This window comes from Archangium lansingense (assembly GCF_026626635.1).
Classification (GTDB): domain Bacteria; phylum Myxococcota; class Myxococcia; order Myxococcales; family Myxococcaceae; genus Archangium; species Archangium lansingense.
In genome coordinates this window covers 9,866,184-9,889,732 of record NZ_JAPNKA010000001.1, presented here as the reverse complement: position 1 = coordinate 9,889,732, position 23,549 = coordinate 9,866,184, and the positions used below count along the sequence as shown (strand labels likewise).

The following is a 23,549-nucleotide window of genomic DNA, read 5'->3' as shown; positions in this document are numbered from 1 at the left end:
TGGCAGGGCGGGTAGGCCCGGGGTGACGCATGACAGTGGGTAAGACTAGGCTGTTTCGCCTCTTTCTCGAAAGGGCCTGTCCATGAAGGCTTCCTACACGTTGAGCCGCCCGGTGCTTCCCGTCGGTACTTCCTCGAAGATCGACCTGCTGGTGTCGTTCAAGGCGGAGGCCCCGGCGGCGGCCTCGAAGCGCTCGCTCAACCTGAGCCTCGTTATCGATCGCTCCGGCTCCATGGCGGGAGCTCCGCTCAAGTACGCCCTCCAGGCCTCGCGGCAGCTCGTGGAGCGGATGGGGCCCGAGGACTGGCTCTCCATTGTCACGTATGACGACAAGGTGTCCTCCGTACTCGCGCCCGTGCGCGTCACCGACAAGGCGGCCATCGGCTCGGTACTCTCCAGTGTCCGGGCGGGCGGCTGCACCAACCTCTGTGGCGGCTGGCTCAAGGGCGTGGAGCACGTGAACGCCAACAAGGCCAGCGAGCGCATCAACCGCGTGCTGCTGCTGACGGACGGGCAGGCCAACGAGGGCATCACGAATCCCGAGACGCTCATCTCCACGGCCCGGGAGAAGTCCGCCGCCGGCGTCATCACCACCACGCTGGGCTTTGGCTCCAACTTCAACGAGGACCTGCTCATCGGCATGGCGAATGCCGGCGAAGGGCACTTCTATTACATCCAGTCGCCTACGGACGCCGAGGGCGTCTTTGGCATTGAGATGGACGGACTCGGCTCGATCCTCGCGCAGAACCTGGAGGTGACGATCAAGCCGGCCCCCACCGTGAAGGTGGCGAGCGTGCTCAACCGCTACCGCTTCGAGTCTCGCGGCCAGGAGGTCGCGGTGGGGCTGGGTGACGTGTACTCCACCGAGGAGCGGCAGCTCGCGGCGGAGCTATCGGTGGACGCGGGGGCAGCGGCCGGTCCGGTGACGCTGGCCACGCTGGTGTATCGAGCGCAGGCGGTGGTGGACGGCGCCATCCGGGAGATCTCCGGCGAGGTGCCCATCGTCGCCAATCTGGCCTCGGCCTCGGAGTCCGCGGCGGTGTCGGCGGACAAGAACGTGCTGGCCCAGACGAACCGCCTGCGCATCGCACGCGTCAAGGACCAGGCCGTCGAGCTCGCCGACAAGGGGGACCTCACCACGGCCTCGCAGCGGCTGCGGCAGACCATTGCCGAGCTGTCCGCGACGCTCGACAAGGCCTCCTATGACATCGCCGAGGAGGTGGAGCAGCTCGCGCACTACGCGCAGCGCTTGGAGTCGAGGAAGTACGACTCCGTCATCCGCAAGGAGCTGAGAGATCAGTCCTACCAGGCGGGCACGCGCAACCGCGGGGACCTGGCGCTGCGAGGCACTGCGGGTGGCTCGGCGGACAGCCTGGAGGCGGTGGCCGCCGCGGGTAACGGCATCGTCCTCAAGTGCGTGCACGAGGGCGGCAAGCTGCGCATCCACGCCGTCTCCGAGGGGTATGACTCGAGCTTCAACGTGCAGTTCCCCCGGAGCGCGCGCGAGGAGGGCGTCACGTACGTGGTGGATAAGCTGGAGCTGTCGGGGGACGGCACCTTCTACCGCGTCAATGGCCTCATCAAGCGGCTGGTGCTACCGGGGCAGGAGCGCGCGGCGCGTCCGGCGGGCACGACCGGGGCGAAGAAGGGCAAGCCCACCGCGTCGAAGGTGACGGGCTCGGCGGCGGACCTGCCCACCACGAACTCCGTGGGCACGGGCGTCATCGTCCAGTGCATCAAGGAGGGCAGCAAGCTGCGCGCCCGCGTGGTGTCGGACGGGTACGATCCCAACCTCAACATCCGCTTCCCGCGCGACATCCGCGAGGAGAACGTGCTGTACGTGGTGGAGGAGATCACCACCACCGCCAATGGCAGCTCCTACATCGCCTGCGGCGACATCCACCGGCTCGTCCAGTAGCGCGGGGACGGAGTGGACAGGCGGAGGGGCGGGCTCACGGGTTCGCTCCCCGTTCCGCAAGTGGCGGCTCAGTCGCAGCGGCCGCAATCCAGCCGGCAGCTGTCATAGTTCCTGCCTGTCCCGCACGACTCGGTGAACTGGCAGACGCCGTCACCGCAGCGGTAGATGTCCTCGCTGCGCATCCGCGTGGTGAGGGGCTGGTAGGTGGTGCCGTTGTACTCGCAGCTCTCGTACCAGGTGTTGGTGGGGTCCTTCTTGCACGAGCCCTGGCAGCTTCCGACATAGAGCAGCGGCGGGCATGCGTCGTGCGTGGCCTTGCCACCGACAGAGAGGGCACAGGCGCGTGCGGTGCTCTCCCGCTCGCTGAGCCGGCCGCGGTCGTTGCCCACGTAGAGGCCCTCGCCGGCGAAGAGGTTGCCGAAGAAGCAGGCCTCTCGCTCCGGGAAGTAGTCATTCTCCCAGGAGAAGGTGGGGATGGGCTGGCCTTGCGCGTTCCTGCCCAGAATGGAGATGAGCACGCGCTGGCCGTACTTGTTGCCGTGGGCCGCCAGGCACGCGGAGATGATCTGCTGCTCGGCCTCGGTCGCTTGCGCGCCGCTGGCCCAGTCCGGTGCCAGCCCCAGCCAACCGTGCCACGTATAGGTCGTACTGCCGTGCGTGTACGTGCGGATGAGCCCAGGCTGAAGGGCGCAGGCGATCGTGTACTTCATGAGCATGTCGGCCATCACGGGGTCCGTATCGAACCAGGCTGTGAAGGCCTCGTTGGACAAGCCGTTGAAGGCCAGGCCGTTGACGGCGAGCCCATTGAAGGCCAGGCCGTTGAAGGCGAGCCCATTGAAGGCCAGGCCGTTGAGGGTGACCATCTCCTGCGCCGTGGTGCCGAGGTCCGAGGAGCGGGTCTCCTCCTCTATCGGGCCGCAGCCTGCGCTAGCGCCCAGCAGCAGCACGGCCGTGGCGTACAGCGTCCTCGACAGCCGGGATGACGTCTTCCTGCTCTCGTGGTTGCTGCACTCCGAATGCGTCGCTCCCATGTGCTTCCCTCCCCAAGTCACGTGGCGGACATGGCGTACTGCCAGGCATGGGCTTGTCGGGCCCACGGGGTGGAGCCGCTCGCGTTCTCTCTCAGGAGAAATTGCCGCTGGCGGTGAACCCGAATCCAGGATGTCTGGTTTCTTTCCGGGAAGGTGTGTTGTTCGGGAGATGTGCCGTGAGGTGGTGGACAACCAGGCAGAGCGTGTCCGTTGCCTGACAGCGCAGCCCGGGAACGGCTGCCTGCAATCCGGCTGCGGCGCGATACGCGCATGGGCGCAAGCGGGGCCCGCCCGATGAGTGCGGATGGGCCCGGGTGTTGGCTCAGCCGCGGGCGGCGCGGGCGAGCTGCACCTTCGTGGCCTTGGGGGCCTCGTCCTCGCCCTTCATCCAGCTCTTCATGGCGGGGACAACCTTCTTGCTCCAGTTGCGGCTGGCGCGCACCTCGAGGAAGGCCTGCACCAGCGTGTCCACCATCCCGGAGAGCTGCTCGGTGAGGTAGAGCCGCTCCAGCAGCCGGTCATCCTCCTCCTCGGCCATCAGCTCCGGCAGCTTCGCCGCGCGGATGTCGAGGAACTCGGCGTCCAGCGTCACTTCGTACACCTTCTCGCCGTGGGTGAGGCGCCACCGGGCCTGGTGGACGAGCAGGCCGCGATCCATGGAGTGCTTCACCTGCTCCGAGTAGGGCGCGAGCGCGCCCCGGGCCATCAGCTCGGTGACGTCGCCGTTGACGCCGCGCAGGGTGCAGCGGCCCGTGTAGAGGACGACGACGCCCGTGCCCTCGAAGTCCACCAGCACGTTGCCCGACTCCGAGCGCCACAGCAGCCAGGTGAGGAACTCGCGGCCCAGGTAGGCCCGGCCCCGCAGCAGTTGCTCGCGTGCTTTGTCGCGTTCGATTTCGGCTTCGTCCCGCGTGTCCTCCTCGGTGGCACCACCGTCGACGCCGGTGTCACCCCGCATGAAGGCCGCTTCGATTCTCGCCTGCTCACGCTTCCCCATGGCTCACCTCGCTGCTGGGAATCTCGTTGTGGGAAATCTCCATGCCGATGAGCTCCGGCGTGGGGACGAGCTCCTCGTCCTTGATGCCGGCGCGCGCGGCCAGGGACGCGGGCACCAGCGGCTGGAGCTTCACCTCGAAGGCCGTCTCGAGGGCCAGGAGGATCTCATCCACCGCCTTGCGCGAGGCGGCCCAGATCTGCACCTGCTGCGTCTGCAGGTTCCAGCTCACGTCGTGCACCTTGGTGGAGGGCACGGCGCGCTGGCGCAGCATGTGGCGGATGGAGGCGCGGTTCTCGGCCTTCTCGCCACGGGTGGGGGCGCGGCCGTTCTGCTTCTCGAAGGCGGTGGCCCACTTGTCCAGCTCGGCCTTCAGCACCGGCGCGGGCACCTTGACGGTGTCAATGCGGAAGCCGAACAGCGCGAAGTCGCCGTACAGGATGGCGCCGGTGGAGAACTCCGTGGAGTCATGGTTCTCCAGCTCCACGAAGCCCGCGGCCCGCTCGTCCTCGGTCTTCTTGAGGTCGATGGGCTCGAAGAGCCCGGACTTCAAGCCCTTGGAGAGCCAGCGTTTCTTGTCGGAAGGAGCGTTTCCGGTTGGCTCGGACCGGAAGCGCGAGAAGGTCACTGCACCACTGAGGACTGGCATGAAGCCCGGCAACTTGGACAAGCCGGGCCCTGCCGTCAAGGTACTGCTGGTGCGGCCTGCATCCGGGCGTCGCGCTTCTTCTTCCAGGGCTTGTACTCGGGGGACTTGACGAAGCCCGCGTACTGCTCGAGGTCCGTCAGGTCGGCGAGCTCCACGCTGGTGTCCCGCTCGAGGGCGTCCAGGTAGCGGGCGGTGTCCTTGTACTGCTTGTCCTGGAGCGACAGGCCGATGAGCACCCAGTGGGCCATGGCGAGGGAGGGCTCGGCGGTCACCGCGGCCTTGAAGTAGCCCAGGGCCGTCTTGCGGTCGCCCTTGTCCAGCATCACGCTGCCCCGGAGGTACTGGAGGTAGGGGTCCTTCACCCGCTGATCCAGCCGGTCAATCATCTTCATGACCGTGGCGTAGTCCTTGCGCAGCATGTGGCCGTCAATGGAGATGAGGTCCAGGCAGGGATCGTTCGGGTAGGCCTTCTCGAAGTCCTGGATGGCCTTCTGGTACTCGGCCTCTTCCAGTTGCGAGGAGGCGGAGAAGCGCAGCAGCAGGAAGGGCTTGTTCTGGCGCAGGGACTGGGGCAACTCGTTGTAGAGCTTCACCACCTCGGCGAACTTCTTCTCCTGGGTGAGCTGCTGCATCTCCTGCAGCTTGGAGGCGTTCTTGAGGAACTCCTGCTCCTTGCCCATCAGCTTGTCCATGAGGTTGTAGCCGGCCTCCTTGGCAGCCTGGAGGAACATGCGGCGCATGGTCTCGCTGAAGACCTCGCCGGTGATGTAGGGGTAGAAGTCGACGATGACGACCTGGCCGTCCGCGTTCTTGGCCAGCTCCATGTCCAGGTAGTTGACGCCGCCCTGGCTGGAGACGACGCGGTAGAGGGCGTGCGGGGCGCCGCCATCCATGCGCAGCCGCAGCAGGCGGAAGCTGGACTCATCCTCGCGCGAGGCGACGAGCTGCTTGCCCAACTGCATGCCCGAGCGGCGCACGCCCGTGGCGAAGCCGTCCTTGAAGACCTGGGGGGCGGAGGTGTCGCGCGTGGCGCGCTCGAGGAGCTTCTCCACGTCGACGCGCGCGTCCAGGATGGAGGCATCCCCGGCGTTGATGCCTTGCTCCAGTTCCGAGGAATAGGCCACATACGCCGGGTCCATGGTGGGGGCCTTGGCGGTGGCGGGAGCAGCCGTGGGCTGCGCCGCGAGGACGAGGAGTAGGAGGGAGAGCATGTCCGACGCACCGTACACCGGCGGTGCGCTCCTTGTGCAGAGGGGGGAGGGCCGCCTGGAGACGCCGCCCCCCGGCTGTCCAAACGCCCACGCTGCTGGTAGATGGCCGGGTCCATGAACGAGTTCTTCACGAATGTGTCCTCCAACCTGCTGCTGGGGTTCCCGGGCTTCCGTCTCTACGCCCTGTGCGCCGTCCTCCTCGCCATCAAGATGTTCGCCGTTGGCTTCTACACGGCCAGGACGCGCCTCCGCCTCAAGGTGGCGATGAACCCCGAGGACGCGGCTCGCTTCGGCGCCGAGCTCTCGACCACCGAGCACCCCGAGGTGGAGCGCGTCCTGCGCGCTCACCGCAACGACCTGGAGAACATTCCGAGCTTCCTCATCGTCGGACTCATCGCCGTGCTGTTGGGCGTGCCGGTGCTCGGCCTGCAGATCTGCCTCATCGCCTTCACCGCCGCCCGGATGGTGTACAGCGTCGCCTACATCAAGGGCATGCAGCCGTGGCGCTCGCTGACCTTCGGCGTCGGCGCGCTCTCCATGTTCACGCTGAGCGTGATGATCATCATCCGCATCCTGGCCTGAGCCAGACGCCCCCTACGGAGGAGCCCCGCTCATGCCCCAGATGTTCGACAGCCTGCCGGTCCTCTACCGCGATCTCCTGCCCGGCTTCTTCCGCCAGGAGATTCCCAACGAGGAGAAGGCCACGTGCTCCTCCTGCGCCATGTGCCCGTCCTCCGCATCGGGGGCCGTCGAGGCAGTGGACGGAGTGAGCCGGCTCTTTCGGCCGGACACCAAGTGCTGCACCTACTACCCCAAGCTGCCCAACTACCTGGTGGGCGCGCTCCTCTCCGATACGCGCGACGAGCTGGGGGAGGGGCGGCGGCGCATCATGGAGAAGATCTCCAGCCACGTGGGCGTGACGCCCCAGTGGGTCCGCCCGTCGGCTCGCTACAACCTGCTCTACCGCAACTCGCGCCAGTTCTTCGGTCGGGCGGCCTCCATGCGCTGTCCCTATTTCGAGGAGCAGCAGGGCGGCTGCACCATCTGGCCCTACCGCGAGGCGGTGTGCTCCACGTTCTTCTGCAAGTACGTGGCGGGCGCAGACGGGCGGAAGCTCTGGATGACGTTCAAGACGTACCTGGCGCTCGCGGAGATTCAGCTCTCGCGCTACGCCGTGCTCCAGCACCTGCCCGAGTACATCCTCGCTGGCAGGGACAAGCCGGACCCGGCGGAGACGCCGACGCTCGAGGACCTCGACGACAAGCCGCTGCCCGAGAAGGAGTACGCCGCGCTGTGGCGTGGTTGGGCGGGCCGCGAGGACGCCTTCTACCGGGCCTGCTTCGAGACCATCCGCGCCCTGTCGCCGGAGCAGGTGGAGAAGATCATGGGCCTGGATGGGGTCATCGAGCTGAAGGTGCTGGAGAAGAGCCTCCGGGACGTGGTTGCACCCGATCTGCCTCGAGTGCTCAAGCTCAACCCCGAGGCCACGGTGAAGTGGCTCGCGGATGGGAGCGTCGCGCTGGGGGCCTACAGCGAGTACGACGCCGTCGCGCTGCCCGGGCTGGCCTACTCGCTCCTCGTGGAGTTCACCGGCCGCGAGCCGGTGCCGGCCGTGCGCGAGCGCCTGCGCAAGGAGAAGCAGGCGGACCTGCACGAAGACATCCTGCTGGAGCTCTACCGGCACCGTATCCTGACGGAGGCCTGAGCCGCCCGGCGGGGGGGCTTGGGCGTCCCGGAGGAGAACGGATGCGAGCAGGTGTCGAGGCTGTGGGGCGGCTGCGGCTGGTCTGGGTATTGGTGCTGGTGGGTACTGGGTGCGCGGAGTTGCGTGCCGCGATGATGCCGCCTCCGGCGCCCCAGACGCAGGTGGTGCAGGAGCAGGCGCGGGTGCCTTCGCCGAGGTGTCCTGAGCGCATCGCCCTGGACGAGCCGCTGGAGGCGGACCTTGTGCGCACGCTGGGTGCGCGCTCTTTCGTACCAGGTGTGTCGTTGTCACAGCTCGGCCTCGTGAGCTCTCCGGGGGCTCCCGAGGTGCGCAGCTCCTTCCAGTCCCAGCTCACGCTCGCCGACGGGCCTGTGGAGCTGGTGGGAGTGACGCTCCAGAGTGGTGCGGGCCTGCTGCTGTTGCGGCCGGAGGCGGACGGCTACTGCGTGGTGAACACCTGGTCCACGTGGCAGTCGTCGGAGACGCAGTACACGCTGGACTCCTCCTGGACGTCGCCCGATGGCCGCCTGGCCATCCTCCTGGTGAAGCTGGTGGTGGCTCCGGGCTCGGAAGGGGAGGAGACACGGTGGGTGGTGCTGGGCACCGACGGGTGGCGCACGTGGATTGCTCTGGGCACGCCGCCCCAGCACCAGCTCCTGGCGCCCTCGGTCAGCCTCAAGCCCAAGGGCAAGCAGCTCTACCTGGACGTGAAGCTGGAGCGCACCTCGCGCTTCGCGCTGGGCAAGGACGGACGCTTCATGACCGGGCAGTAGCGCGGCGCCTCTGAATCAGGGGGCGACCTGTCTCAGGAGCTCCAGGGGTCCCAGCTCCTGGAGCCGCTGGAGCTGCTCCTGGGTCTTGACGAGCAGCGAGCCGGCGAAGCCCATGGCGTTGACGTTGATGCCGTGGGACTCGGCCTTCGCGCGCGGCACCAGCATCATCCAGTCCCGCGTGGTGAGCAGGTTGTAGGGAGGCAGCTTGTGTCCGATTCCCAGTGCCGCCAGCAGGGACTGATAGGCCTCCAGCAGTCGGGCGCCGTCCTTGGTGGGGTTGGCCTCCCACGGCCCGAGGCCCGTCATCACATGGGCGAAGTCCAGGGCCGGGTGCCGGGTGACGGAGCCCCGGGCAGGAGGTGGAGACAGCACCTTCTCCATGGGAACCCGCAGACCCTCGGGGCCGAGCGGGGGGATGAGCTGGAGGTGCTTGTGTGGCTGGCTGGCTCCCGCCACCTCGCCGGAGTTGTAGAAGCCCAGCCCGTCCAGACCGTCCATGCAGAGCACGAGCGCCTCGAAGTCCGCGGCGGTGAGCAGGGACTCCTGCTCCTCGAAGGCGCGCGTCACGATGAGCAGGTGGTGCTCGACGACGTTGAACTTGTTGAGCAGGCACAGGTGCGTGGGGGAGAGCCCTCCCACCACGAGGTCTGGATCCGGGTTCTCGAAGGGATCGAAAGGCACCGCGCGGGGCTTCTCGCGCTTCGCTCGGTCGTCCTTGAGGTGTGCCCGGCCGAGCACGCGCACCTGGAAGGGGACTCCCCGCTGCTCGAGGGTCTGGCAGTCGGTGGCGATCGGCTGCAGGGCGCCCGTGGCCAGCGCGTGCCGGGCCGTGGCGATGATCCGTGGCCACAGGTCCTCGGGCCGCAGGGACGGCTCATGGGGGAGGGAAGGCGTGCTCATCGAGGTGCAGATTACCGCAGGCAATCGCCTCGCGTGGGGGTCGTAGAAAGGGGGACATGCGACAGTCCGCTTCCCTCACCGCCCTGCTGGCACTGCTGGGCACCGCGCCGGCCGCACTCGCTGGCGCCCCCGTCTCCTCGCCTGGCACGCTCGAGAAGATCTCCATCGTCGAGTCCTCCAACCTCAAGCTGGATGACCGCTACCGCACCCTGAAGCTGCCCGAGAGCCTTGACACCCCTGAGCTCCGCCAGCTCCGCGAGCACGTCCTGAAGCAGGTGGACCTCTCGCATCGCTCCGACCCGGAGGTCATCCTCGCGGCGCTCGAGTGGGTGAGCATCCAGTGGGACCATGACGGGATGAACGAGCCCTCGCCGGGCACGTCGTCGTATCAGATCCTCCAGAACGTGAAGCAGGGGCAGCGCTACCGGTGCGTGGAGTACGGAACGGTGGTGTCGGACCTGCTGCTGTCGCTGGGCTACCCGTCTCGGACCCTGGGCATCATGACGGCGAATGCCGCCTACGGGGGCTTCGGGCAGTCCCACGTGGCGTCCGAGGTCTGGTCCAACGCTCTGGACAAGTGGATCTTCATCGACCCGCAGTTCAGCATGTTCGCCACCCACGAGGGGCGGTACCTGAACTTCCACGAGATGTACCAGCTCAGGCGGGAGGGCCGGTTCGAGGAGATTCGCTTCACTCCCTCGCCGCGCTATCTCGAGCGCCACAAGAAGACGCCGGAGGAACTCGACAAGCAGTACCGGGAGTTCATCGGCCGCTACTTCGGTTACATGAACATCCCCTACCTGCGGGATGGGAAGAAGGCCACGCTGATGCTGCCGCTGGAGGGCAAGGGACAGTTCGCGACCTTCCAAGGGTTCCACGCCGACGGCATGCTCTTCACCGATGACCCGCGGGAGCTCTACTTCCCGCTCAATCACACCCAGGTGCTGTTCACGTACAACAACGCGCGCCGTCCCATTGAGCTCATCCAGGAGCACCGCATCACCACCGAGCAGGAGTTCCTGAGCAAGCGGCCCCTGTTTGCTGCCCGGCCGGACTACACGCTCACCCTCCAGCACGGCATGCCGTGGTTCAGCTACTACGAGCTGCGGGTCGACGGCGGCGAGTGGAAGCGGGTGCCCGGCGATACGGTGCCGCTGAAGCTGCACGCGGGGTTCAACACGCTCGAGGTCCGGGCGGTGAATCGGGCGGGGGCCGCCGGTCCCCTCAATCGGATGAAGATCCGGTACGCGGCGGAGCCGTGAGTTGCGCATGAGCCCTCTCCCACTGGAGAGGGCTCTCTGCGAGCCTCAGCCGCGCAACAACCGTTCCACGAGTGCCACGTACTGCTGCATGGCTGCCTCACGGTCCAGACCCTTGCGGCCGGCCCAGGCGTCGTACTTGGCGCGTCCCGTGAGGTCCAGCATCCCCGGGCGCTTGCCCTGGACGTCCCCCTCGGTGGCCTGCTTGAAGAGCGAATACAGCTCCAACAGCGTGTTGTTGGACGGGCGCGTCTTGAGCGTCTTCACGCGCTCCTGTGCGGAACGGAAGTCATCTGCGAGTGCCATGTTGGTGTCTCCTCTACTTCATCAACTCTGCCAGCCAGTTCGCGAAGGGCTCCGAGGCCACCACCGGCGCCAGCCGCCTCCGCAGTGACTCACGGCCCAGATCCCGGAAGGTGTCGAGCAGGCCGAGCTTCTCGAGCACTTCTCGCACCGGACGCTTGCCGCCCTGCTCCATCACGCGGGTGACCAGACTCTCCAACTCCGCGGTGGCGTCCCGAGAGGTGAGCCACTGGGAGAGCGCCTTGCGCACCACCGCTGCGCTGCCAGGGACGTCCGCGCGTGACAGCTCGCGTCCGAGCTTCGCCAGCGGCAGACCCAGCACCCCATCCAGGAGGGCCACGCGCATCTCCGCCTGCTCCGACGCCCGGCTCGGGTCGGTGAGCGCATCCGCGAGCTGCTGGAAGAGGCCAGAGAGCGCCGAGTCGGCGAAGTCGCGGGCACGCTTCTCCACCTGACGCTCGATCTCATCGGAGAGTGCGCCAGCGATGCCGCCCAGCGCCCCCCCCGAGCCCTTGGCCTGCTCGGCGGCGAACTTCGCCAGGCCGGAGAAGCCCTTGGCGATGCGGTTCTCCGTCACGGGGGCGCTCACCTTGCGGCTGAACTCGATGAGCACGTTGAGCAGCAGCGCGCGCGCCAGCGAGCGGACGGGCGGACGATCCAGCACGGCGAGCACCAGCGCCCGGTCCGGCGAGTAGCGGCGGTTGGCCAGCTCCGCCAGCATCTTGGGGAGCTCCGGTGGCACGGCCTCGCGGACGGTGCGCGGGTCCTGGGTGAGCTGGCGCTGGAGGTGGTCAATGGCGGCGGCGAGCTCGCGGTCCGCGGTGTCGGAAGCGAGCCAGCCCTCGAGGGAGGCCCTCAGCGCCCGTGCCACGAGGGCGGGCGGCAGGAGGTTCTCGAGGGACTGGGAGAGCTCGTGCTCCACGACGAGCGAGGCGAGGCGATCCAACGGACCGTCGGGAGAGGAGTCCTGGAGTCGGGCGAGGAGGTCCTGGGCATTCATGGCGGCGCGCAGTATGGCGCGGCGCGTGGCTTCCGCCTTCCCGAAAGCGCCAGGGGTGTCAACAGGTGGCCCCAGGGCGGGCCTAGACACGAGGGGCCCCTGTACGCGCTGGACACAGGTGGCACGCTGCTTTTTCCGGAAGGCAAAGGCACGCTGCGCCCAGGCACCTTCGCTCCCGAGGGCCTGGGGGTGGACAATGCGCGCTGACTTGCCAGGGGCAAAGGGAACGGGACTGTTGCTTGCCCTGGATAAAATCCCGATGAAATTCTCCCGCTGGAGAGGACCATGAGCGACGAACGTGCCTGGCAGGGCAACGTGAAGGCGCGCCTGTATGAGCGGGTCCGCGAGCGCGGTTATGATTCGCTTACCGCCTTCGCCGAGGCGCGTCCCACCGCTTCGCTGGTAGCACTAGCGGATGAGCTTTGGCGAAGATGACATCGCGGCAGTGCAGGTGTTCAGCGGGTTGGTCGCCGAAGCAGAGCGAAGCCGCAAGGTCACGCGTTTGGTGCGCGGGCAACTCGTGCGCGAACTGTCTCAGCACCTTCCGAACGGCTGGCCGGCAGTGCTGGACGACGCCACTCGCTTCGATGTCGCCCACGCACTCGCCCGTTGGACGACCTACACCCCAGAAACGCATAAGGATCGTGTCAAGCAAGCCCGGGCAGCTCTCCGAGCCACACCACCACCGCCCGGCTGGCGCCCGCTCGGCCCCGACGACGAGTTGCTGCTCACGCTCCTGCCCGACGAGGAAGTCTGAACGTCGCCCTTCATCGAGGCGCGCCGGCTGCTCGGTCCCCTCTTGTTCAGAGCGGCCCGCCGAGGTCGGGAGGCGGAGGCCCGGCGGGCGTGGTGTCCCCATGGCCGGGGCGCGAGTGCTTGCGGCCATAGGCGAAGTAGATGACGAGTCCGAGCGCCATCCAGGCCCCGAGCCGCAACCACGTGGCCACGCCGAGGCCCAGCATGAGGGAGCCGCAGGTGAGGATTCCGAGCACGGGCACCAGGGGGACGAACGGGGTGCGGAAGGGCCGGGGCAGGTCCGGCCGCCGGTAGCGCAGCACGAGGATGCCCGCGCAGACCACGACGAAGGCGAACAGGGTCCCGATGGACACGAGCTCGCCCAGCAGGCCGATGGGGAACAGCCCCGCCACCACCATGGCCACCACGCCGGTGATGAGCGTGGAGACATAAGGGGTGCGGTAGCGCGGGTGCACCCGGCCAAAGAAGTGGGGCAGCAGGCCGTCGCGCGCCATCGCATAGAAGATGCGCGGCTGTCCCATCAGCAGGACGAGCACCACCGAGGCCAGGCCCGCGATGGCCCCCAGACTGACGATGGGCCGCAACCAGGACAGCTCCGGCCCCGCCTGCGCGATGGCCACGTACACGGGCTCGGGCACGTTGAGGGTGCTGTAGTGCGCCAGGCCCGTCATCACCAGCGCCATGAGCATGTACAGCGCGGTGCAGACGGCGAGCGAGCCCAGGATGCCAACGGGCAGATCCTTTTGCGGGTTGCGCGTCTCCTGGGCCGCGGTGGAGACGGCATCGAAGCCGATGTAGGCGAAGAAGATGACGCCTGCTCCCGACAGGATGCCACTCCAGCCGAAGTGACCGAAGGTGCCCGTGTTCTCCGGGATGAAGGGCTTCCAGTTGGCGGGCTCCACGTGGAAGGCGCCGAAGCCGATGACGAGCAGGACGACGCCCACCTTCAAGAAGACGATGAGGTTGTTGAGCCGGGCGGACTCATGGATGCCCACGACGAGCAGTCCAGTGAGCACCGCCACCAGCAGCGCCGCCGGTAGGTTGACGATTGCTCCGGTGGCGTGGGGGATGTGCGAGCCCGGCAGCACATCGAACGGGGCGCTCGTGAGCGCGGGCGGGAGCTGCACGTGCAGGTAGTCGCGCAGGAAGGCGGTGAAATAGCCGGACCAGCCCACCGCCACCGTAGAGGAGGCGAAGAGGTACTCGAGCATGAGATCCCAGCCGATGATCCACGCGACGAGCTCGCCGAGGGTGGCATAGCCGTAGGTGTAGGCGCTGCCGGCGACGGGAATCATCGACGCGAACTCGGCGTAGCACAGCCCCGCGAAGAGGCAGCCCACCCCCGCCAGGATGAAGGACAGGAAGATGGCGGGCCCCGCATGCTGGGCCGCCGCCGTGCCCGTCACCACGAAGATACCCGCGCCGATGATGGCGCCAATGCCCAGCAGGATGAGGTGGGTGCCCGTGAGCGTGCGATGCAGCTCATGCGCCTGCCCTTCCTCACCCTGCAATTGAGCGATGCTCTTCTTCGACCAGATGCCCATGAGAGGCAGTCAACGTTGCTCCTTCCAGCCGAGGAAGGCAAATGGGGCCGCCAGGCCCGCCGAGTGTCCGCCGGCGAGCGGATGGGCTACGCCCGTGCCACCTGCGGCGGAGGGGGGACCTCGCTCGGGGTCGGCTGAGAGGCCTCCGCGAGCGCCTCGATGCGCAGCAACAGCTCTTCGATATGACCGCGCTCGGCGCGGGCGGCGGACGGGTTGCCCAGGCCAGAGAAGCGCAGCAGCGTGAGCTGGGCGGCCAGCTCCTCGACGAGCCCGATGCTGTGCTCCATCTCGGCCGCGGCGTGCTCGTACAGTCGGGTGAGTCGCTCCTTCACGCTCGCAGGTGCATGGGCCAGGGCTGCCTCCATCTCCAGCAGGCGCTTCTCCTGCGCCCGCAGGCGCCCGACGAACCCATCCAGCAGCCGGTGCTCGCGCGCCTGCTCCGCCGCCCACGAGCTCTCCACCGCCGCTTGCCTCCAGCACTCCTCGAGCCGCTCCGTCACGTCATCCAGCCTCCGGGCTCGCTCGCTCTGGCTGCCCCGCTCCGGGCGGAGGGCTGCGTCCCCCGGACTGAGGAGCACCGGGAGCAGGAAGGGCCAGAGGGCGAGGGCCAGCAGCGCCTGGCCGAGCCGGTCCGCCAGAGGGCTTCCCCGCTTCTGGACGAAGGCGCAGGCCGCCGCCACCGCTCCGAGCACCGCATAGACCGTGAGAATCACGAGTGCCGTCATGGTCCATCCTCCTCAGCCCAGCGCGTTGAAGGCCCAGAAGCCCAGGCCCGACGTGAACGCCACCATCATCCAGGACACTCGCGCGAGGATGCCCACGCGGAACGCGTCCTCGGAGGACAACATGGCGGAGGCGTTGCCCAGCGAGGTGCGGGTGACCGCCTCGGCCAACAAGCTCAGCAGCCGGTGGATGCGCGCGCCGGCCGCTGCTCCGGAGAGGAGGAACGCTGCGGTGAGCAGCAACGGCCCCGCCCATTCAGCATCCAGCCTCCACAGCAGGTAGAGCGGAGGCGCGAGCCCCGCGAGCAACAACGAGCCCGTCGCCGCCGAGGCCAGCAGTGCCGCCACCAACCGGGCAATGGGGACGCGCGCCGCCACCAGGATGCTCGCCGCGTAGATGGGGCCGAGTGACGCTGCGAGCCCCATCAGCACATTCACCGAGGCCAGCGCCGCAGGCAGGGCCCAGGGCTCCCCATGGCCGCGCGCGGCGCTCGCGGTGGCGGCGAAGACGCTCGTGCCCACGGCGATGACTCCCACCGAGCCGACCACCAGGCCTTGGAGCCGCGCAGGATCCAACAGCCGCTCCACGATGGCGGACGGCTCGCGCAGGAGCTCCACGAGGAGCTGCCGCTCGGGCTCTCCGGGGAGGGCCGGCTCGGGGAGGGGGGCTCGCTCCTCCACGGACCAGGGCATGAACGGCGTGAGGGGTTCGGCAGTGAGGGTGACGCTCCGGGAGATCGCTTCCATGGAAGACCTCGTCAGGATCAGAGAGTGAGGAAGGAGGAGTGGACGCGCAGGAGGAAGACGGCGCCCAGGAAGAAGGCGAAGGCGCGCGACATCCACCAGGCCGCTCGCGAGGAGTCGAGCGAGGTGATGACACGCACTGGCAGGGCCGCCAGGGTGGCGAGCGCGAGGCCGGGGACGAACACCGAGGGGAGGGCGAGGATGAGCGGGGCCTCTTGGGAGACGAGCACCAGGAAGGCCATGAGGGGCATGACGCAGGTGGCGACCAGCCCGGCGGCGAGCAGTCCGATGGAGGTGGCGGCCAGAAGGACGCGCGTGGTGAGGCGCAGGCGCAAGTAGATGGCGAAGACGATGGTGCCGGGGATGACGACGAGCAGGGCCTCGAAGACGGCGCGCAGGGCATCGAGCCGTGGAGCGAGCCGGAGCCCGCCGGGGGAGACGAAGCCCGCGGAGGCGGAGGTGGCGGCGACGAGGAAGATGCCGAGCAGCGCGGGTGCGAGGGTGGCTGCGAGCGGGCGCCGGGCCATGTCGAGTGCTTCGCGGGCGGGCCGGTCCACCGCGCGCAGGAGAGAATTGACCAGGTCCAGGCGGCCGACCGCCGCCCCGGGAGATGCAGAGCCCATGAGGCCTCCTCAGGTGCGCGTCATCGCGCGACCCAGGACTGAGCAAGCCTCATGCCTGGCTCCGCATGCTCCCTCTCCCTCTGGGAGAGGGCGGGGGGTGAGGGTGGTCGCCTGAGTGTCTCCCCTCGCCGCAGCCACGAGGGACAAGGGGCAGACCCTCACCCTGACCCTCTCCCAGAGGGAGAGGGGACAGCGGTGCACCTGGGAGCCGTGGGACAGAGGTATGTAAGGCGTTACACAGGCATGTCCGGAGCGGCGAGTCCCTCAGCCGATGTGGAGCTCCTCGCGGATGCCGTGCTCATGGATTTTATTGAAGAGGGTCTTGTAGCTCACCCCGAGGAGCCGTGCGGCGGCGGTCTTCTGTCCCTTGGCGGCCTGGAGGGCGGCGATGACGGCGGCGCGCTCGGCACTGGCGACAGCGTCGCGAAGGGTCTGGACGGGAGCTTGCGCCGGAGTCTCCACCAGAGCCTGCGCCGGAGCCGGAGCCGAAACTGGCGCCGCCTTCTGGGCCAGGGGAGCGCGAAGCGACTCAGAATCAAAGTGGCCGAGCACGACGGCGCGCTCGACGAAGTTTTCCAACTCGCGCACGTTGCCGGGCCAGGGGTAGGCAAGGGCGCGGCGCAGGGTCTCCGGGTCTGGCCGAGGCGGCCGCAGACCCTTGCGTGCCGCGTGCTTCTCCAGGAAGTGCTCGATAAGACCAGGGATGTCGCGTGCCCGCTCGCGCAGGGGAGGCAGGTGGATGGGAATCACGGCGAGCCGGTAGAGGAGATCCGAGCGGAACTGCCCGCTGGCGGCCATGGCATCCAGGTCGCGGTGGGTGGCGGAGATGACGCGGAGGTCCACCTTCACTGTCTCGCGCCCACCGATGCGGGTGATCTCCCGCTCCTGCAGGACCCGGAGGAGACGTGCCTGGGCCTCCAGGGACATGTCACCAATCTCATCGAGGAAGAGCGTGCCGCCCTCGGCCGTCTCGATGAGACCCTTGCGCCGAGAGTGCGCACCGGTAAATGCACCGCGCTCGAAGCCGAACAGCTCAGACTCGAGCAGGGACGGAGGCAGGGCGGCGCAGTTGACGGAGACGAAGGGTCCATCGAGCCGGGGCGAGGCAGCGTGGATGGCGCGGGCGACGAGCTCCTTGCCGGTGCCGGACTCGCCGCGCACGAGCACGGTGGCATCCGAGGCGGCGACCCGCGGCAGGAGCGCGGCCACGTCCCTCAGCCCTCCATCGGCACCAATGAGCGCGCGGCCCGTGTCCGTGTCCGGGGCGAGCGTGGGGGCGGCCAGCTCCAACTCCACCAGCCGGCGCCCCGTCTCCAGCGCGGCCTCCACCGCGGAGACGAGCCGCTCGTTGGCGAAGGGCTTGACGAGGAAGTCGGTCGCACCCGCTCGGAGCGCCTGCACGGCCCGCTCCACGGTGCCGAACGCGGTCATCACAATGACGGGCGTGCGCAGCCCCTGCTGGCGCAACCGGTCGAGCAGTGCCAGCCCATCCCCATCGCCCAGCTTCACGTCGAGCAGCACCAGGTCCGGCGCATGGCGCGAGAGGTGCGCCTCCGCGGCCGCCACTGACTCGAGCGGAACGACTCGCAGCCCTCGCGCGCTCAGCACATCCTGGTAGAGCTCGCGCAGGTTGCGCTCGTCCTCCACCAGAGCCACCTCGGGTCCGTTCACCTCGGCATCCACCGTCATTGCACGTCCTCCCTGGCCGGGCCGGGGCCCCGTTGCGCCACGGGCAGCTCCACGCGGGCTACCGCGCCTGGGCGGTCCGTCCGCGGCACGAGCCCGAGCTTCCCGCCCGCGGATTCAATGGCCGAGCGCGAGATGGCGAGCCCCAGCCCGGTCCCGCCCTCTTTCGTCGTGTAGAAGGGCCGGAAGAGCCGCTCGCGGTCCACCGCCTCGAGGCCCTTGCCCTCGTCGCGCACCTCGACGACCACGCGCTCCTTGTCTCCTCGGGCCACGACCTCGATGCGCCCGCCCTGCGTCTCGTGCATGGCCTCGGCGGCGTTCTTCAACAGGTTCAGCAACACCCCGCGCAGCGCGTCTTCGTCTCCTACCGCCCGCAGGTCTGGATCCAACCGGGACACGAGCGAGGGGAAGCCCGGCTCACCCTCGGCCACTGCCACTGCCTCCAGGACGATGCGCGACACGTCGAGCGGACTCCCTCCCTTCTCCCCACGCGGCGCCCGGCCGAGGCTCAGCAGCTCGGCGACCCGTGCGTCGATGCGATCGCTCTCCTCTCGGATGATGCGGACCGCCTTCTCGAAGCGGGCGCGCTGCTCGTCGGTGACGTGCCCGGCTTGTCCGGAGAGCAGCTCGGCGTAACCGCGCACGGCGGCCAGGGGGTTCTTGATCTCATGGGCAACCGATGCCGCCAGCTCTCCGGCGATCGCGAGCCGCTCGGCGCGCTCCAGACGGCTGCGCAGGGCTGCCGTCTCGGCGCGGGAGGCCGAGAGCTGCTCGGAGAGCCGCACCTGCTTGGGGAACAGGAGCTGGTCGAAGACCCGGTTGAGCTGCTCGCTCAAGCCAATGAAGAGCAGAGCGGCGAGGAGCGCCACCATCACGGAGACGGTGACCTGGACGAGGTCCACCGGATAGCCAAGCACCCGAAACACCGCGACAACGGCGCAGGCCACGGCGATGGCGAGCACCGCATGAGTGAGGGCCCGGGAGACGGGGAGCTGCACGGCAACCCGCTCGTGGAGGGTGTAGCTGAGCGTCGCCATCTCCGCGGCGAGCACGATGCACAGGAGCATCCCATTGCCGGTGGCACCGCCTTGGATCAACTCCAACACCGTGCGCAGCAGGCAGACGAGCAGCGAGACGCCGATGAGCGCCGCCAGGTGTCGCGAGAGCCGACGGATGGCGCCGTTCTCATGCCGGCACAGCACAAGGCGGAGCGCGCCGAGCAACCCGACTCCAGCGAGCCCCATCATCTGGGGGAGTACCGCCAGGAGCGGTTGTTGGTAGGCCATCGCCACCCAGACCGAGAACCCGAGGAGCGCCAGCCCGGCGGGCAGGAGGGCCCAGAGGATGCGCTGGCGAGCCCGAGAGGGCCCGAGGTCGACGAGGGCATCGGCGACGAAGCCAGAGACGGACATCAGCGCGGCGAGCCCCACGGCCACGCGGACGGACTCCCGGGCCCGGGGCTCTAGAAGGACGACGAACCACCCGAGGGCGAAGAGGGCCACGCCGGTGGGGCCGCAGGCGAAGAAGAGCTTGCGCCGCTCGCCCCGAGCGGAGGCGAGGACGTAGCCGGCCAGCAGGCCGTTGAAGAGCGCCACGATGAGCGCGACGACGGATGAGGCGAAGAGATGCGCCGACATTCTGGCCCCCGGGAGCGGCGGCGCGCCCCTGGACGACTCCCAGAGCGTACCACGCGCGGCGCGGTATCATGCCCGTGATGCGTGTTCTCGCCCTCGTCACCCTCCTGGCCACCTCAGTTGCTGCCGCCAGCGAGCCGGCCCTTGCCTCCTTTGCCCAACTCCCGGCCGATCCCGCCCCGCCCGAGCTCGTCCGTGACAGCCACTATTGGATTTCCAACGAGGACCACCTCGAGCTCTTCCATGACTCGGTGAAGGACAAGGGCGGCATCTACCTGGGGGTGGGCTCGGACCAGAACTACCTGCTGGGCGCCTGGGCTCGCGCGGAGCTGTTCGTGCTGATGGACTTCGATCAGTCCATCGTGGATCTCCACCGCATCTACCGTGTCGTCTTTCTCGCCGCGGAGACGCCCCAGGAGTTCCTCCGCCTGTGGAGGCGGGAGAGTCGTCCGGAGTTGCGCCGCCTCATCGAGGAGGGCTACCCGGACAGGAAGGAGCGTGCGGGCGCGCTTCGGGCTCTTGGAACCGCCCGCGGCGCGGTGGAGCGCCGGCTCGATCGCGTGGTGGAGCAGATGGCGAAGGCCTCGCTGCCCTGCTTCCTGGTGGATGCCGCCGAGTACGCGCACATCCGCCGTCTCTACCAGGAGAACAAGGTCTTCATGGTGCGGGGTGACCTCACGGCCAGGCGCACGGTGAGCGCCGTCGGCCAGGCGGCGGCTCAGGCGGGGAAGAAGGTGGGAGTGCTCTACCTCTCGAACGCCGAGCAGTACTTCCCCTATGACGCGCAGTACCGGAACAACATCCGCGCGCTTCCCCTGGACGAGAGCAGCGTGGTGGTGCGCACGAGCGGCCAGCGGGGCATCTCGCACGTGAAGGGCACTTACTACCACTACAACACCCAGTCGGGTTCGAGCTTCGTGGCCTGGCTGGCGGACGCGAAGACGCGGGATGTGCGCGCGATGCTCCGCTACGCGCCGGATACTGGCAAGGCGCGTGGACTGTCGCGGCTCGACACCGGGCCCACCGAGGCGCGCGAGGCGCTGAAGCAGAAGCTCCTGGAGAAGCGGGCGAAACAAAGGGGGAGGCAGTCGTCGCGGACCCGGCGGAGCGAGGTGCGGCGGTGAGCCGTGCGAGGTGGTTCTTCCTCGTGCTCGGACTCGGGGGGGCGGGCGTGGCGGGGGCACAGGCGCCGTCTCCCGGTACTCCCGAGGTGTTGCCCTGCCTCGAAGCACCCGTGTCGGGCATGGCCTGCATTCCCGGCGGCCCCTTTCTGCGCGGCGTGAACCAGGGGAAGCACGCGCCGGCCAGGCCCCAGGCGGAGGTCTGGGTGCAGACCTTCTACATGGACACCCACGAGGTGACGTACGGCGACTACAAGGCCTGCGAGAAGGAGGGCCGGTGCGGGAAGGGCGGGCCGAACTACCGGGACTTCGACAATCCCCGGCAGCCCATCAACGGGGTGAGCTGGTACGACGCGAAGGGCTACTGCGAGGCTCACGGCAAGCACCTGCCGACTGAGGCCGAGTGGGAGAAGGCGGCGCGGGGCACGGACGGGCGGCTCTACCCATGGGGCAACGAGCCCGCGACCTGCGAGCGTGCGATCATCCAGGACAGCCGGGGACGGAGCTGCGGGAAGAAGCAGCGCTCGAAGACGCACGCCGACGTGGGACGTCCGGAGCCGGTGGGCACGCGGCCTCCCAATCCCTACGGGCTCTACGACATGGCGGGCAACGCCTGGGAGTGGGTGGCGGACTGGTACACGCCCTCGTGGAAGGACTGCGGCGAGGCGTGCCTGGGGGTGGACCCGAAGGGCCCATGCGAGGGACGCGAGCCCTGCTCGGGGCACACGGAGAAGGTGGTGCGAGGGGGCTCGTGGTTCTGGCCGGCCTCGCATGCGACCTCGGTGTACCGGCGGCCCCATGTGCCCGCCAACCGGCCCGTCTTCCACCACTTCGGCTTTCGCTGCGCGGCGAGCGTCGAGCAGGCGCGGGCACTCGCGGCGCGGCCGGAGTGAGCCGCTCGGGCTCCCGAGGTGTAGCCCTGCTGACGCACCCTCCAGCCATCGTTTGCCCGCGACCCGATTTTCGCGGTCGGGTCCGAAAACGGCCAGACAGGGGTGGGCGTCCACGCTACGAAAGCCTCGTGATGGAGACGCTGGAGAACGAGACCTGTTACCGAGCCCTGACCGCGCGAGACCGGCGCTTCGATGGGCTCTTCTTCGTCGGGGTGTCGACGACGGGCATCTACTGCCGGCCGGTGTGCACGGCGAAGACGCCTCGCCAAGAGCGATGCGCCTTCTACCGCACGGCGGCCGAGGCGGAGCACGCGGGCTTCCGCGCCTGCCTGCTGTGCCGACCTGAGCTGGCGCCGGGCAGCGCACCGGTGGATTCCGTCCCGAGGCTGGTGGCCGCTGCCGTCTCGCGCATCGAGGGAGGGTTTCTCAACGAGTCGTCTCTGGAGGAGCTGGCGGCGGAGCTGGGGGTCACCAGCCGGCACCTGCGCCGGGCGATGGAGGCGGAGCTCGGTGTCTCGCCGGTCGAGCTGGCACAGTCGAGGCGGCTCGCGCTGGCGAAGCAGCTGCTCCAGGACACCGCGCTCCCGCTGGCCGAGGTCGCGTTCGCCAGTGGCTTCCAGAGCGTCCGGCGCTTCAACGCGCTCTTCCAGGAGCGCTTCGGCAGGCCTCCGTCGGAGCTGAGGCGCGCGAGTGACGGGGCGGAGGGCTCGCGGTCGCTCGTGCTTCGGCTGGACTATCGTCCGCCGCTCGACTGGGAGCAGTTGCTGCACTACCTGCGGGGTCGTGCCATTCCAGGAGTCGAGTATGCGGGGGACTCCGAGTATCGGCGCACGGTGCGCCTGGGTGGGAAGACGGGCTGGCTCGTGGTCCGGAAGGATCCGAAGCGCCCCGCCCTCCTGGCCGAGGTCTCACTGTCGCTGGCGGGTGTGCTGATGCAGGTGGCCACGCGGCTACGGGCCCTCTTCGATTTGGATGCACAGCCGGAGGTCATCTCCGAGTGCCTCGGACGCGACGAGTTCCTGGCGAAGTGCGTCCAGGCCCATCCGGGGCTGCGGGTGCTGGGAGCGTTCGATCCGTTCGAGCTCACGGTGCGCGCCATCCTCGGGCAGCAGGTCACCGTGCGTGCGGCGACCACGCTGAGCGGGAGGCTTGTCGCGCGCTTCGGCGAGCCCGTGGAGGGTCCGCATGCGGAGGTCTCGCGGCTGTTCCCGCTGCCGCAGACGCTGGCGGCGGCGTCGGTGGATGACGTGGCGACGCTGGGAATGCCCGGGGCGCGGGCGAGGAGCCTGCTGGCGGTGGCGAGGGCGGTGGCGGAGGGCTCCGTGCGGCTGGACCGGCACGCGGATGTGGACGGGACGATGGCGGCATTGGAGGCGTTGCCGGGCATCGGGGCCTGGACAGCGCACTACGTCGCCATGAGGGCGCTGCGCTGGCCCGATGCCTTCCCCGCGAGCGATCTCGGGATTCGCAAGGCACTCGGAGGCGTGACGGCGAAGGAGGCTGGTGCGCGGGCCGAGGCCTGGCGGCCGTGGCGCTCGTACGCGGCGATACACCTCTGGACTTCTCTCTCGGAAGGAGCAGGCGGATGAAGCTGTACACCACGACCTTGAAGAGCCCGGTAGGCCCTCTGCGGCTGTACGCCAACGAAGGGGCGCTCACTGCCATCTACCTGGAGAACCACAAGCGGGCGCCCGTGCTCGTCGCGAGCGAGCAAGACGACCACCCGGTGTTGCGGGAGGCACGGCGCCAGTTGGAGGAGTACTTCGCGGGCAAGCGCGTGTCCTTCGAGCTTCCGCTCGACCCGGTTGGCACGCCCTTCCAGCAGACCGTGTGGAAGGCACTCCGGGAGATTCCGTTGGGAGTCACCTGGTCCTATGCGGGCCTCGCGCGCCACATCGGCCGGGAGGGGGCATCGCGGGCAGTCGGTTCCGCGAACGCGAGGAATCCGATTTCCATCGTCGTGCCCTGCCACCGGGTGGTGGGCACCAGCGGGGCGCTCACCGGGTACGCGGGGGGCGTGCCCACGAAGCAGTGGCTGCTCGCGCATGAGCAGCAGCTTCGGGCACGAGGGTGACTCTGCTGA

Annotated in this window: 22 protein-coding genes and 1 pseudogene; 10 read left to right on the top strand and 13 right to left on the bottom strand. The window is 68.7% G+C overall.

Annotation, left to right across the window (positions count from 1 at the left end; translation table 11 throughout):
- Positions 1 to 82 precede the first annotated feature (82 nt).
- Entirely contained in the window at positions 83 to 1,918 is a 1,836-nt protein-coding gene (locus OV287_RS39290) for a vWA domain-containing protein (protein ID WP_267539169.1), read from the top strand.
- A 68-nt stretch (positions 1,919 to 1,986) separates the two neighbouring features.
- On the opposite strand, the gene OV287_RS39285 is transcribed toward OV287_RS39290, so the two are convergent.
- From OV287_RS39285 to OV287_RS39270, 4 genes are all read right to left on the bottom strand, one after another.
- On the bottom strand, positions 1,987 to 2,949 hold the full coding sequence (locus OV287_RS39285) for a hypothetical protein (RefSeq protein ID WP_267539168.1): 963 nt from the start codon (positions 2,947 to 2,949) through the stop codon (positions 1,987 to 1,989).
- Positions 2,950 to 3,271: 322 nt separating this feature from the next.
- Complete coding sequence (locus OV287_RS39280) at positions 3,272 to 3,946, bottom strand: hypothetical protein (RefSeq protein WP_267539167.1); 675 nt, start codon at positions 3,944 to 3,946, stop codon at positions 3,272 to 3,274.
- Positions 3,933 to 4,592 (bottom strand): recombination-associated protein RdgC, encoded by a 660-nt coding sequence (gene rdgC / locus OV287_RS39275; RefSeq protein WP_267542498.1) that lies wholly within the window; start codon positions 4,590 to 4,592, stop codon positions 3,933 to 3,935. The genes OV287_RS39280 and rdgC overlap by 14 nt, the downstream gene beginning before the upstream one ends.
- 35 nt (positions 4,593 to 4,627) lie before the next feature.
- A complete protein-coding gene (locus OV287_RS39270; protein WP_267539166.1) occupies positions 4,628 to 5,803 on the bottom strand; it encodes a hypothetical protein in 1,176 nt (391 codons plus the stop codon).
- 114 nt (positions 5,804 to 5,917) lie between these two features.
- On the opposite strand from OV287_RS39270, the gene OV287_RS39265 reads away from it, so the two are divergent.
- Genes OV287_RS39265 through OV287_RS39255 form a run of 3 tightly spaced genes read left to right on the top strand, consistent with a single transcriptional unit; the run spans position 5,918 to position 8,281 of the window.
- Positions 5,918 to 6,385 (top strand): MAPEG family protein, encoded by a 468-nt coding sequence (locus OV287_RS39265; protein WP_267539165.1) that lies wholly within the window; start codon positions 5,918 to 5,920, stop codon positions 6,383 to 6,385.
- A 31-nt stretch (positions 6,386 to 6,416) separates the two neighbouring features.
- Positions 6,417 to 7,508 carry a hypothetical protein gene (locus OV287_RS39260; RefSeq protein WP_267539164.1) on the top strand — a complete coding sequence of 364 codons (1,092 nt, stop codon included), beginning with the start codon at positions 6,417 to 6,419 and terminating at the stop codon, positions 7,506 to 7,508.
- A 41-nt stretch (positions 7,509 to 7,549) separates the two neighbouring features.
- Positions 7,550 to 8,281 (top strand): hypothetical protein, encoded by a 732-nt coding sequence (locus tag OV287_RS39255; protein WP_267539163.1) that lies wholly within the window; start codon positions 7,550 to 7,552, stop codon positions 8,279 to 8,281.
- 15 nt (positions 8,282 to 8,296) lie between these two features.
- Here OV287_RS39255 and OV287_RS39250 read toward each other — a convergent pair whose 3' ends face one another.
- Complete coding sequence (locus OV287_RS39250) at positions 8,297 to 9,181, bottom strand: ATP adenylyltransferase family protein (RefSeq protein ID WP_267539162.1); 885 nt, start codon at positions 9,179 to 9,181, stop codon at positions 8,297 to 8,299.
- A gap of 56 nt (positions 9,182 to 9,237) precedes the next feature.
- Between OV287_RS39250 and OV287_RS39245 the strand changes: the two genes are divergently transcribed.
- Positions 9,238 to 10,443 carry a transglutaminase-like domain-containing protein gene (locus tag OV287_RS39245; protein WP_267539161.1) on the top strand — a complete coding sequence of 402 codons (1,206 nt, stop codon included), beginning with the start codon at positions 9,238 to 9,240 and terminating at the stop codon, positions 10,441 to 10,443.
- A gap of 45 nt (positions 10,444 to 10,488) precedes the next feature.
- Here OV287_RS39245 and OV287_RS39240 read toward each other — a convergent pair whose 3' ends face one another.
- The gene (locus OV287_RS39240) at positions 10,489 to 10,746 is read right to left on the bottom strand and encodes an acyl-CoA-binding protein (protein ID WP_267539160.1); all 258 of its coding nucleotides are present in this window, start codon (positions 10,744 to 10,746) and stop codon (positions 10,489 to 10,491) included.
- Between the two features lie 13 nt (positions 10,747 to 10,759).
- Positions 10,760 to 11,743, bottom strand: a complete 984-nt coding sequence (locus tag OV287_RS39235) for a hypothetical protein (RefSeq protein WP_267542620.1) — start codon at positions 11,741 to 11,743, stop codon at positions 10,760 to 10,762.
- A 285-nt stretch (positions 11,744 to 12,028) separates the two neighbouring features.
- Here OV287_RS39235 and OV287_RS39230 point away from each other — a divergent pair.
- Positions 12,029 to 12,500, top strand: a pseudogene (locus OV287_RS39230) (NUDIX hydrolase).
- Positions 12,501 to 12,546: 46 nt separating this feature from the next.
- Here the strand turns inward: OV287_RS39230 and OV287_RS39225 are convergent.
- The 6 genes from OV287_RS39225 to OV287_RS39200 all read right to left on the bottom strand — a co-directional run bounded on the left by OV287_RS39225 (position 12,547) and on the right by OV287_RS39200 (position 19,455).
- The gene (locus OV287_RS39225; protein ID WP_267539159.1) at positions 12,547 to 14,043 is read right to left on the bottom strand and encodes an amino acid permease; all 1,497 of its coding nucleotides are present in this window, start codon (positions 14,041 to 14,043) and stop codon (positions 12,547 to 12,549) included.
- A gap of 86 nt (positions 14,044 to 14,129) precedes the next feature.
- Entirely contained in the window at positions 14,130 to 14,768 is a 639-nt protein-coding gene (locus OV287_RS39220) for a hypothetical protein (protein ID WP_267539158.1), read from the bottom strand.
- 12 nt (positions 14,769 to 14,780) lie between these two features.
- A complete protein-coding gene (locus OV287_RS39215) occupies positions 14,781 to 15,512 on the bottom strand; it encodes a hypothetical protein (RefSeq protein WP_267539157.1) in 732 nt (243 codons plus the stop codon).
- A 17-nt stretch (positions 15,513 to 15,529) separates the two neighbouring features.
- On the bottom strand, positions 15,530 to 16,132 hold the full coding sequence (locus OV287_RS39210; protein WP_267539156.1) for a hypothetical protein: 603 nt from the start codon (positions 16,130 to 16,132) through the stop codon (positions 15,530 to 15,532).
- A gap of 264 nt (positions 16,133 to 16,396) precedes the next feature.
- The gene (locus OV287_RS39205) at positions 16,397 to 17,821 is read right to left on the bottom strand and encodes a sigma-54-dependent transcriptional regulator (RefSeq protein WP_267539155.1); all 1,425 of its coding nucleotides are present in this window, start codon (positions 17,819 to 17,821) and stop codon (positions 16,397 to 16,399) included.
- Positions 17,818 to 19,455 (bottom strand): sensor histidine kinase, encoded by a 1,638-nt coding sequence (locus OV287_RS39200; protein ID WP_267539154.1) that lies wholly within the window; start codon positions 19,453 to 19,455, stop codon positions 17,818 to 17,820. The genes OV287_RS39205 and OV287_RS39200 overlap by 4 nt, the downstream gene beginning before the upstream one ends.
- A 68-nt stretch (positions 19,456 to 19,523) precedes the next feature.
- Here OV287_RS39200 and OV287_RS39195 point away from each other — a divergent pair, with 68 nt between their 5' ends.
- The 4 genes from OV287_RS39195 to OV287_RS39180 all read left to right on the top strand — a co-directional run bounded on the left by OV287_RS39195 (position 19,524) and on the right by OV287_RS39180 (position 23,540).
- A complete protein-coding gene (locus OV287_RS39195) occupies positions 19,524 to 20,576 on the top strand; it encodes an LIC_10091 family protein (protein ID WP_267539153.1) in 1,053 nt (350 codons plus the stop codon).
- Entirely contained in the window at positions 20,573 to 21,466 is an 894-nt protein-coding gene (locus tag OV287_RS39190; RefSeq protein ID WP_267539152.1) for a formylglycine-generating enzyme family protein, read from the top strand. The genes OV287_RS39195 and OV287_RS39190 overlap by 4 nt, the downstream gene beginning before the upstream one ends.
- Positions 21,467 to 21,597: 131 nt before the next feature.
- A complete protein-coding gene (locus OV287_RS39185) occupies positions 21,598 to 23,055 on the top strand; it encodes an AlkA N-terminal domain-containing protein (RefSeq protein WP_308809846.1) in 1,458 nt (485 codons plus the stop codon).
- Entirely contained in the window at positions 23,052 to 23,540 is a 489-nt protein-coding gene (locus tag OV287_RS39180; RefSeq protein ID WP_267539150.1) for a methylated-DNA--[protein]-cysteine S-methyltransferase, read from the top strand. Before OV287_RS39185 ends, OV287_RS39180 begins: the two co-directional genes overlap by 4 nt.
- Positions 23,541 to 23,549: the final 9 nt, after the last annotated feature.

Coding starts and splice junctions, on each gene's coding strand:
- OV287_RS39290 (WP_267539169.1), top strand. CDS start 83: ATGAAGGCTTCCTACACGTTGAGCCGCCCGGTGCTTCCCGTCGGTACT.
- OV287_RS39185 (WP_308809846.1), top strand. CDS start 21,598: ATGGAGACGCTGGAGAACGAGACCTGTTACCGAGCCCTGACCGCGCGA.
- OV287_RS39280 (WP_267539167.1), bottom strand. CDS start 3,946: ATGGGGAAGCGTGAGCAGGCGAGAATCGAAGCGGCCTTCATGCGGGGT.
- OV287_RS39180 (WP_267539150.1), top strand. CDS start 23,052: ATGAAGCTGTACACCACGACCTTGAAGAGCCCGGTAGGCCCTCTGCGG.
- OV287_RS39220 (WP_267539158.1), bottom strand. CDS start 14,768: ATGACGGCACTCGTGATTCTCACGGTCTATGCGGTGCTCGGAGCGGTG.
- OV287_RS39205 (WP_267539155.1), bottom strand. CDS start 17,821: ATGACGGTGGATGCCGAGGTGAACGGACCCGAGGTGGCTCTGGTGGAG.
- OV287_RS39200 (WP_267539154.1), bottom strand. CDS start 19,455: ATGTCGGCGCATCTCTTCGCCTCATCCGTCGTCGCGCTCATCGTGGCG.
- OV287_RS39195 (WP_267539153.1), top strand. CDS start 19,524: ATGCCCGTGATGCGTGTTCTCGCCCTCGTCACCCTCCTGGCCACCTCA.
- OV287_RS39265 (WP_267539165.1), top strand. CDS start 5,918: ATGAACGAGTTCTTCACGAATGTGTCCTCCAACCTGCTGCTGGGGTTC.
- OV287_RS39250 (WP_267539162.1), bottom strand. CDS start 9,181: ATGAGCACGCCTTCCCTCCCCCATGAGCCGTCCCTGCGGCCCGAGGAC.
- OV287_RS39255 (WP_267539163.1), top strand. CDS start 7,550: ATGCGAGCAGGTGTCGAGGCTGTGGGGCGGCTGCGGCTGGTCTGGGTA.
- rdgC (WP_267542498.1), bottom strand. CDS start 4,592: ATGCCAGTCCTCAGTGGTGCAGTGACCTTCTCGCGCTTCCGGTCCGAG.
- OV287_RS39215 (WP_267539157.1), bottom strand. CDS start 15,512: ATGGAAGCGATCTCCCGGAGCGTCACCCTCACTGCCGAACCCCTCACG.
- OV287_RS39260 (WP_267539164.1), top strand. CDS start 6,417: ATGCCCCAGATGTTCGACAGCCTGCCGGTCCTCTACCGCGATCTCCTG.
- OV287_RS39235 (WP_267542620.1), bottom strand. CDS start 11,743: ATGAATGCCCAGGACCTCCTCGCCCGACTCCAGGACTCCTCTCCCGAC.
- OV287_RS39245 (WP_267539161.1), top strand. CDS start 9,238: ATGCGACAGTCCGCTTCCCTCACCGCCCTGCTGGCACTGCTGGGCACC.
- OV287_RS39285 (WP_267539168.1), bottom strand. CDS start 2,949: ATGGGAGCGACGCATTCGGAGTGCAGCAACCACGAGAGCAGGAAGACG.
- OV287_RS39225 (WP_267539159.1), bottom strand. CDS start 14,043: ATGGGCATCTGGTCGAAGAAGAGCATCGCTCAATTGCAGGGTGAGGAA.
- OV287_RS39210 (WP_267539156.1), bottom strand. CDS start 16,132: ATGGGCTCTGCATCTCCCGGGGCGGCGGTCGGCCGCCTGGACCTGGTC.
- OV287_RS39270 (WP_267539166.1), bottom strand. CDS start 5,803: ATGCTCTCCCTCCTACTCCTCGTCCTCGCGGCGCAGCCCACGGCTGCT.
- OV287_RS39240 (WP_267539160.1), bottom strand. CDS start 10,746: ATGGCACTCGCAGATGACTTCCGTTCCGCACAGGAGCGCGTGAAGACG.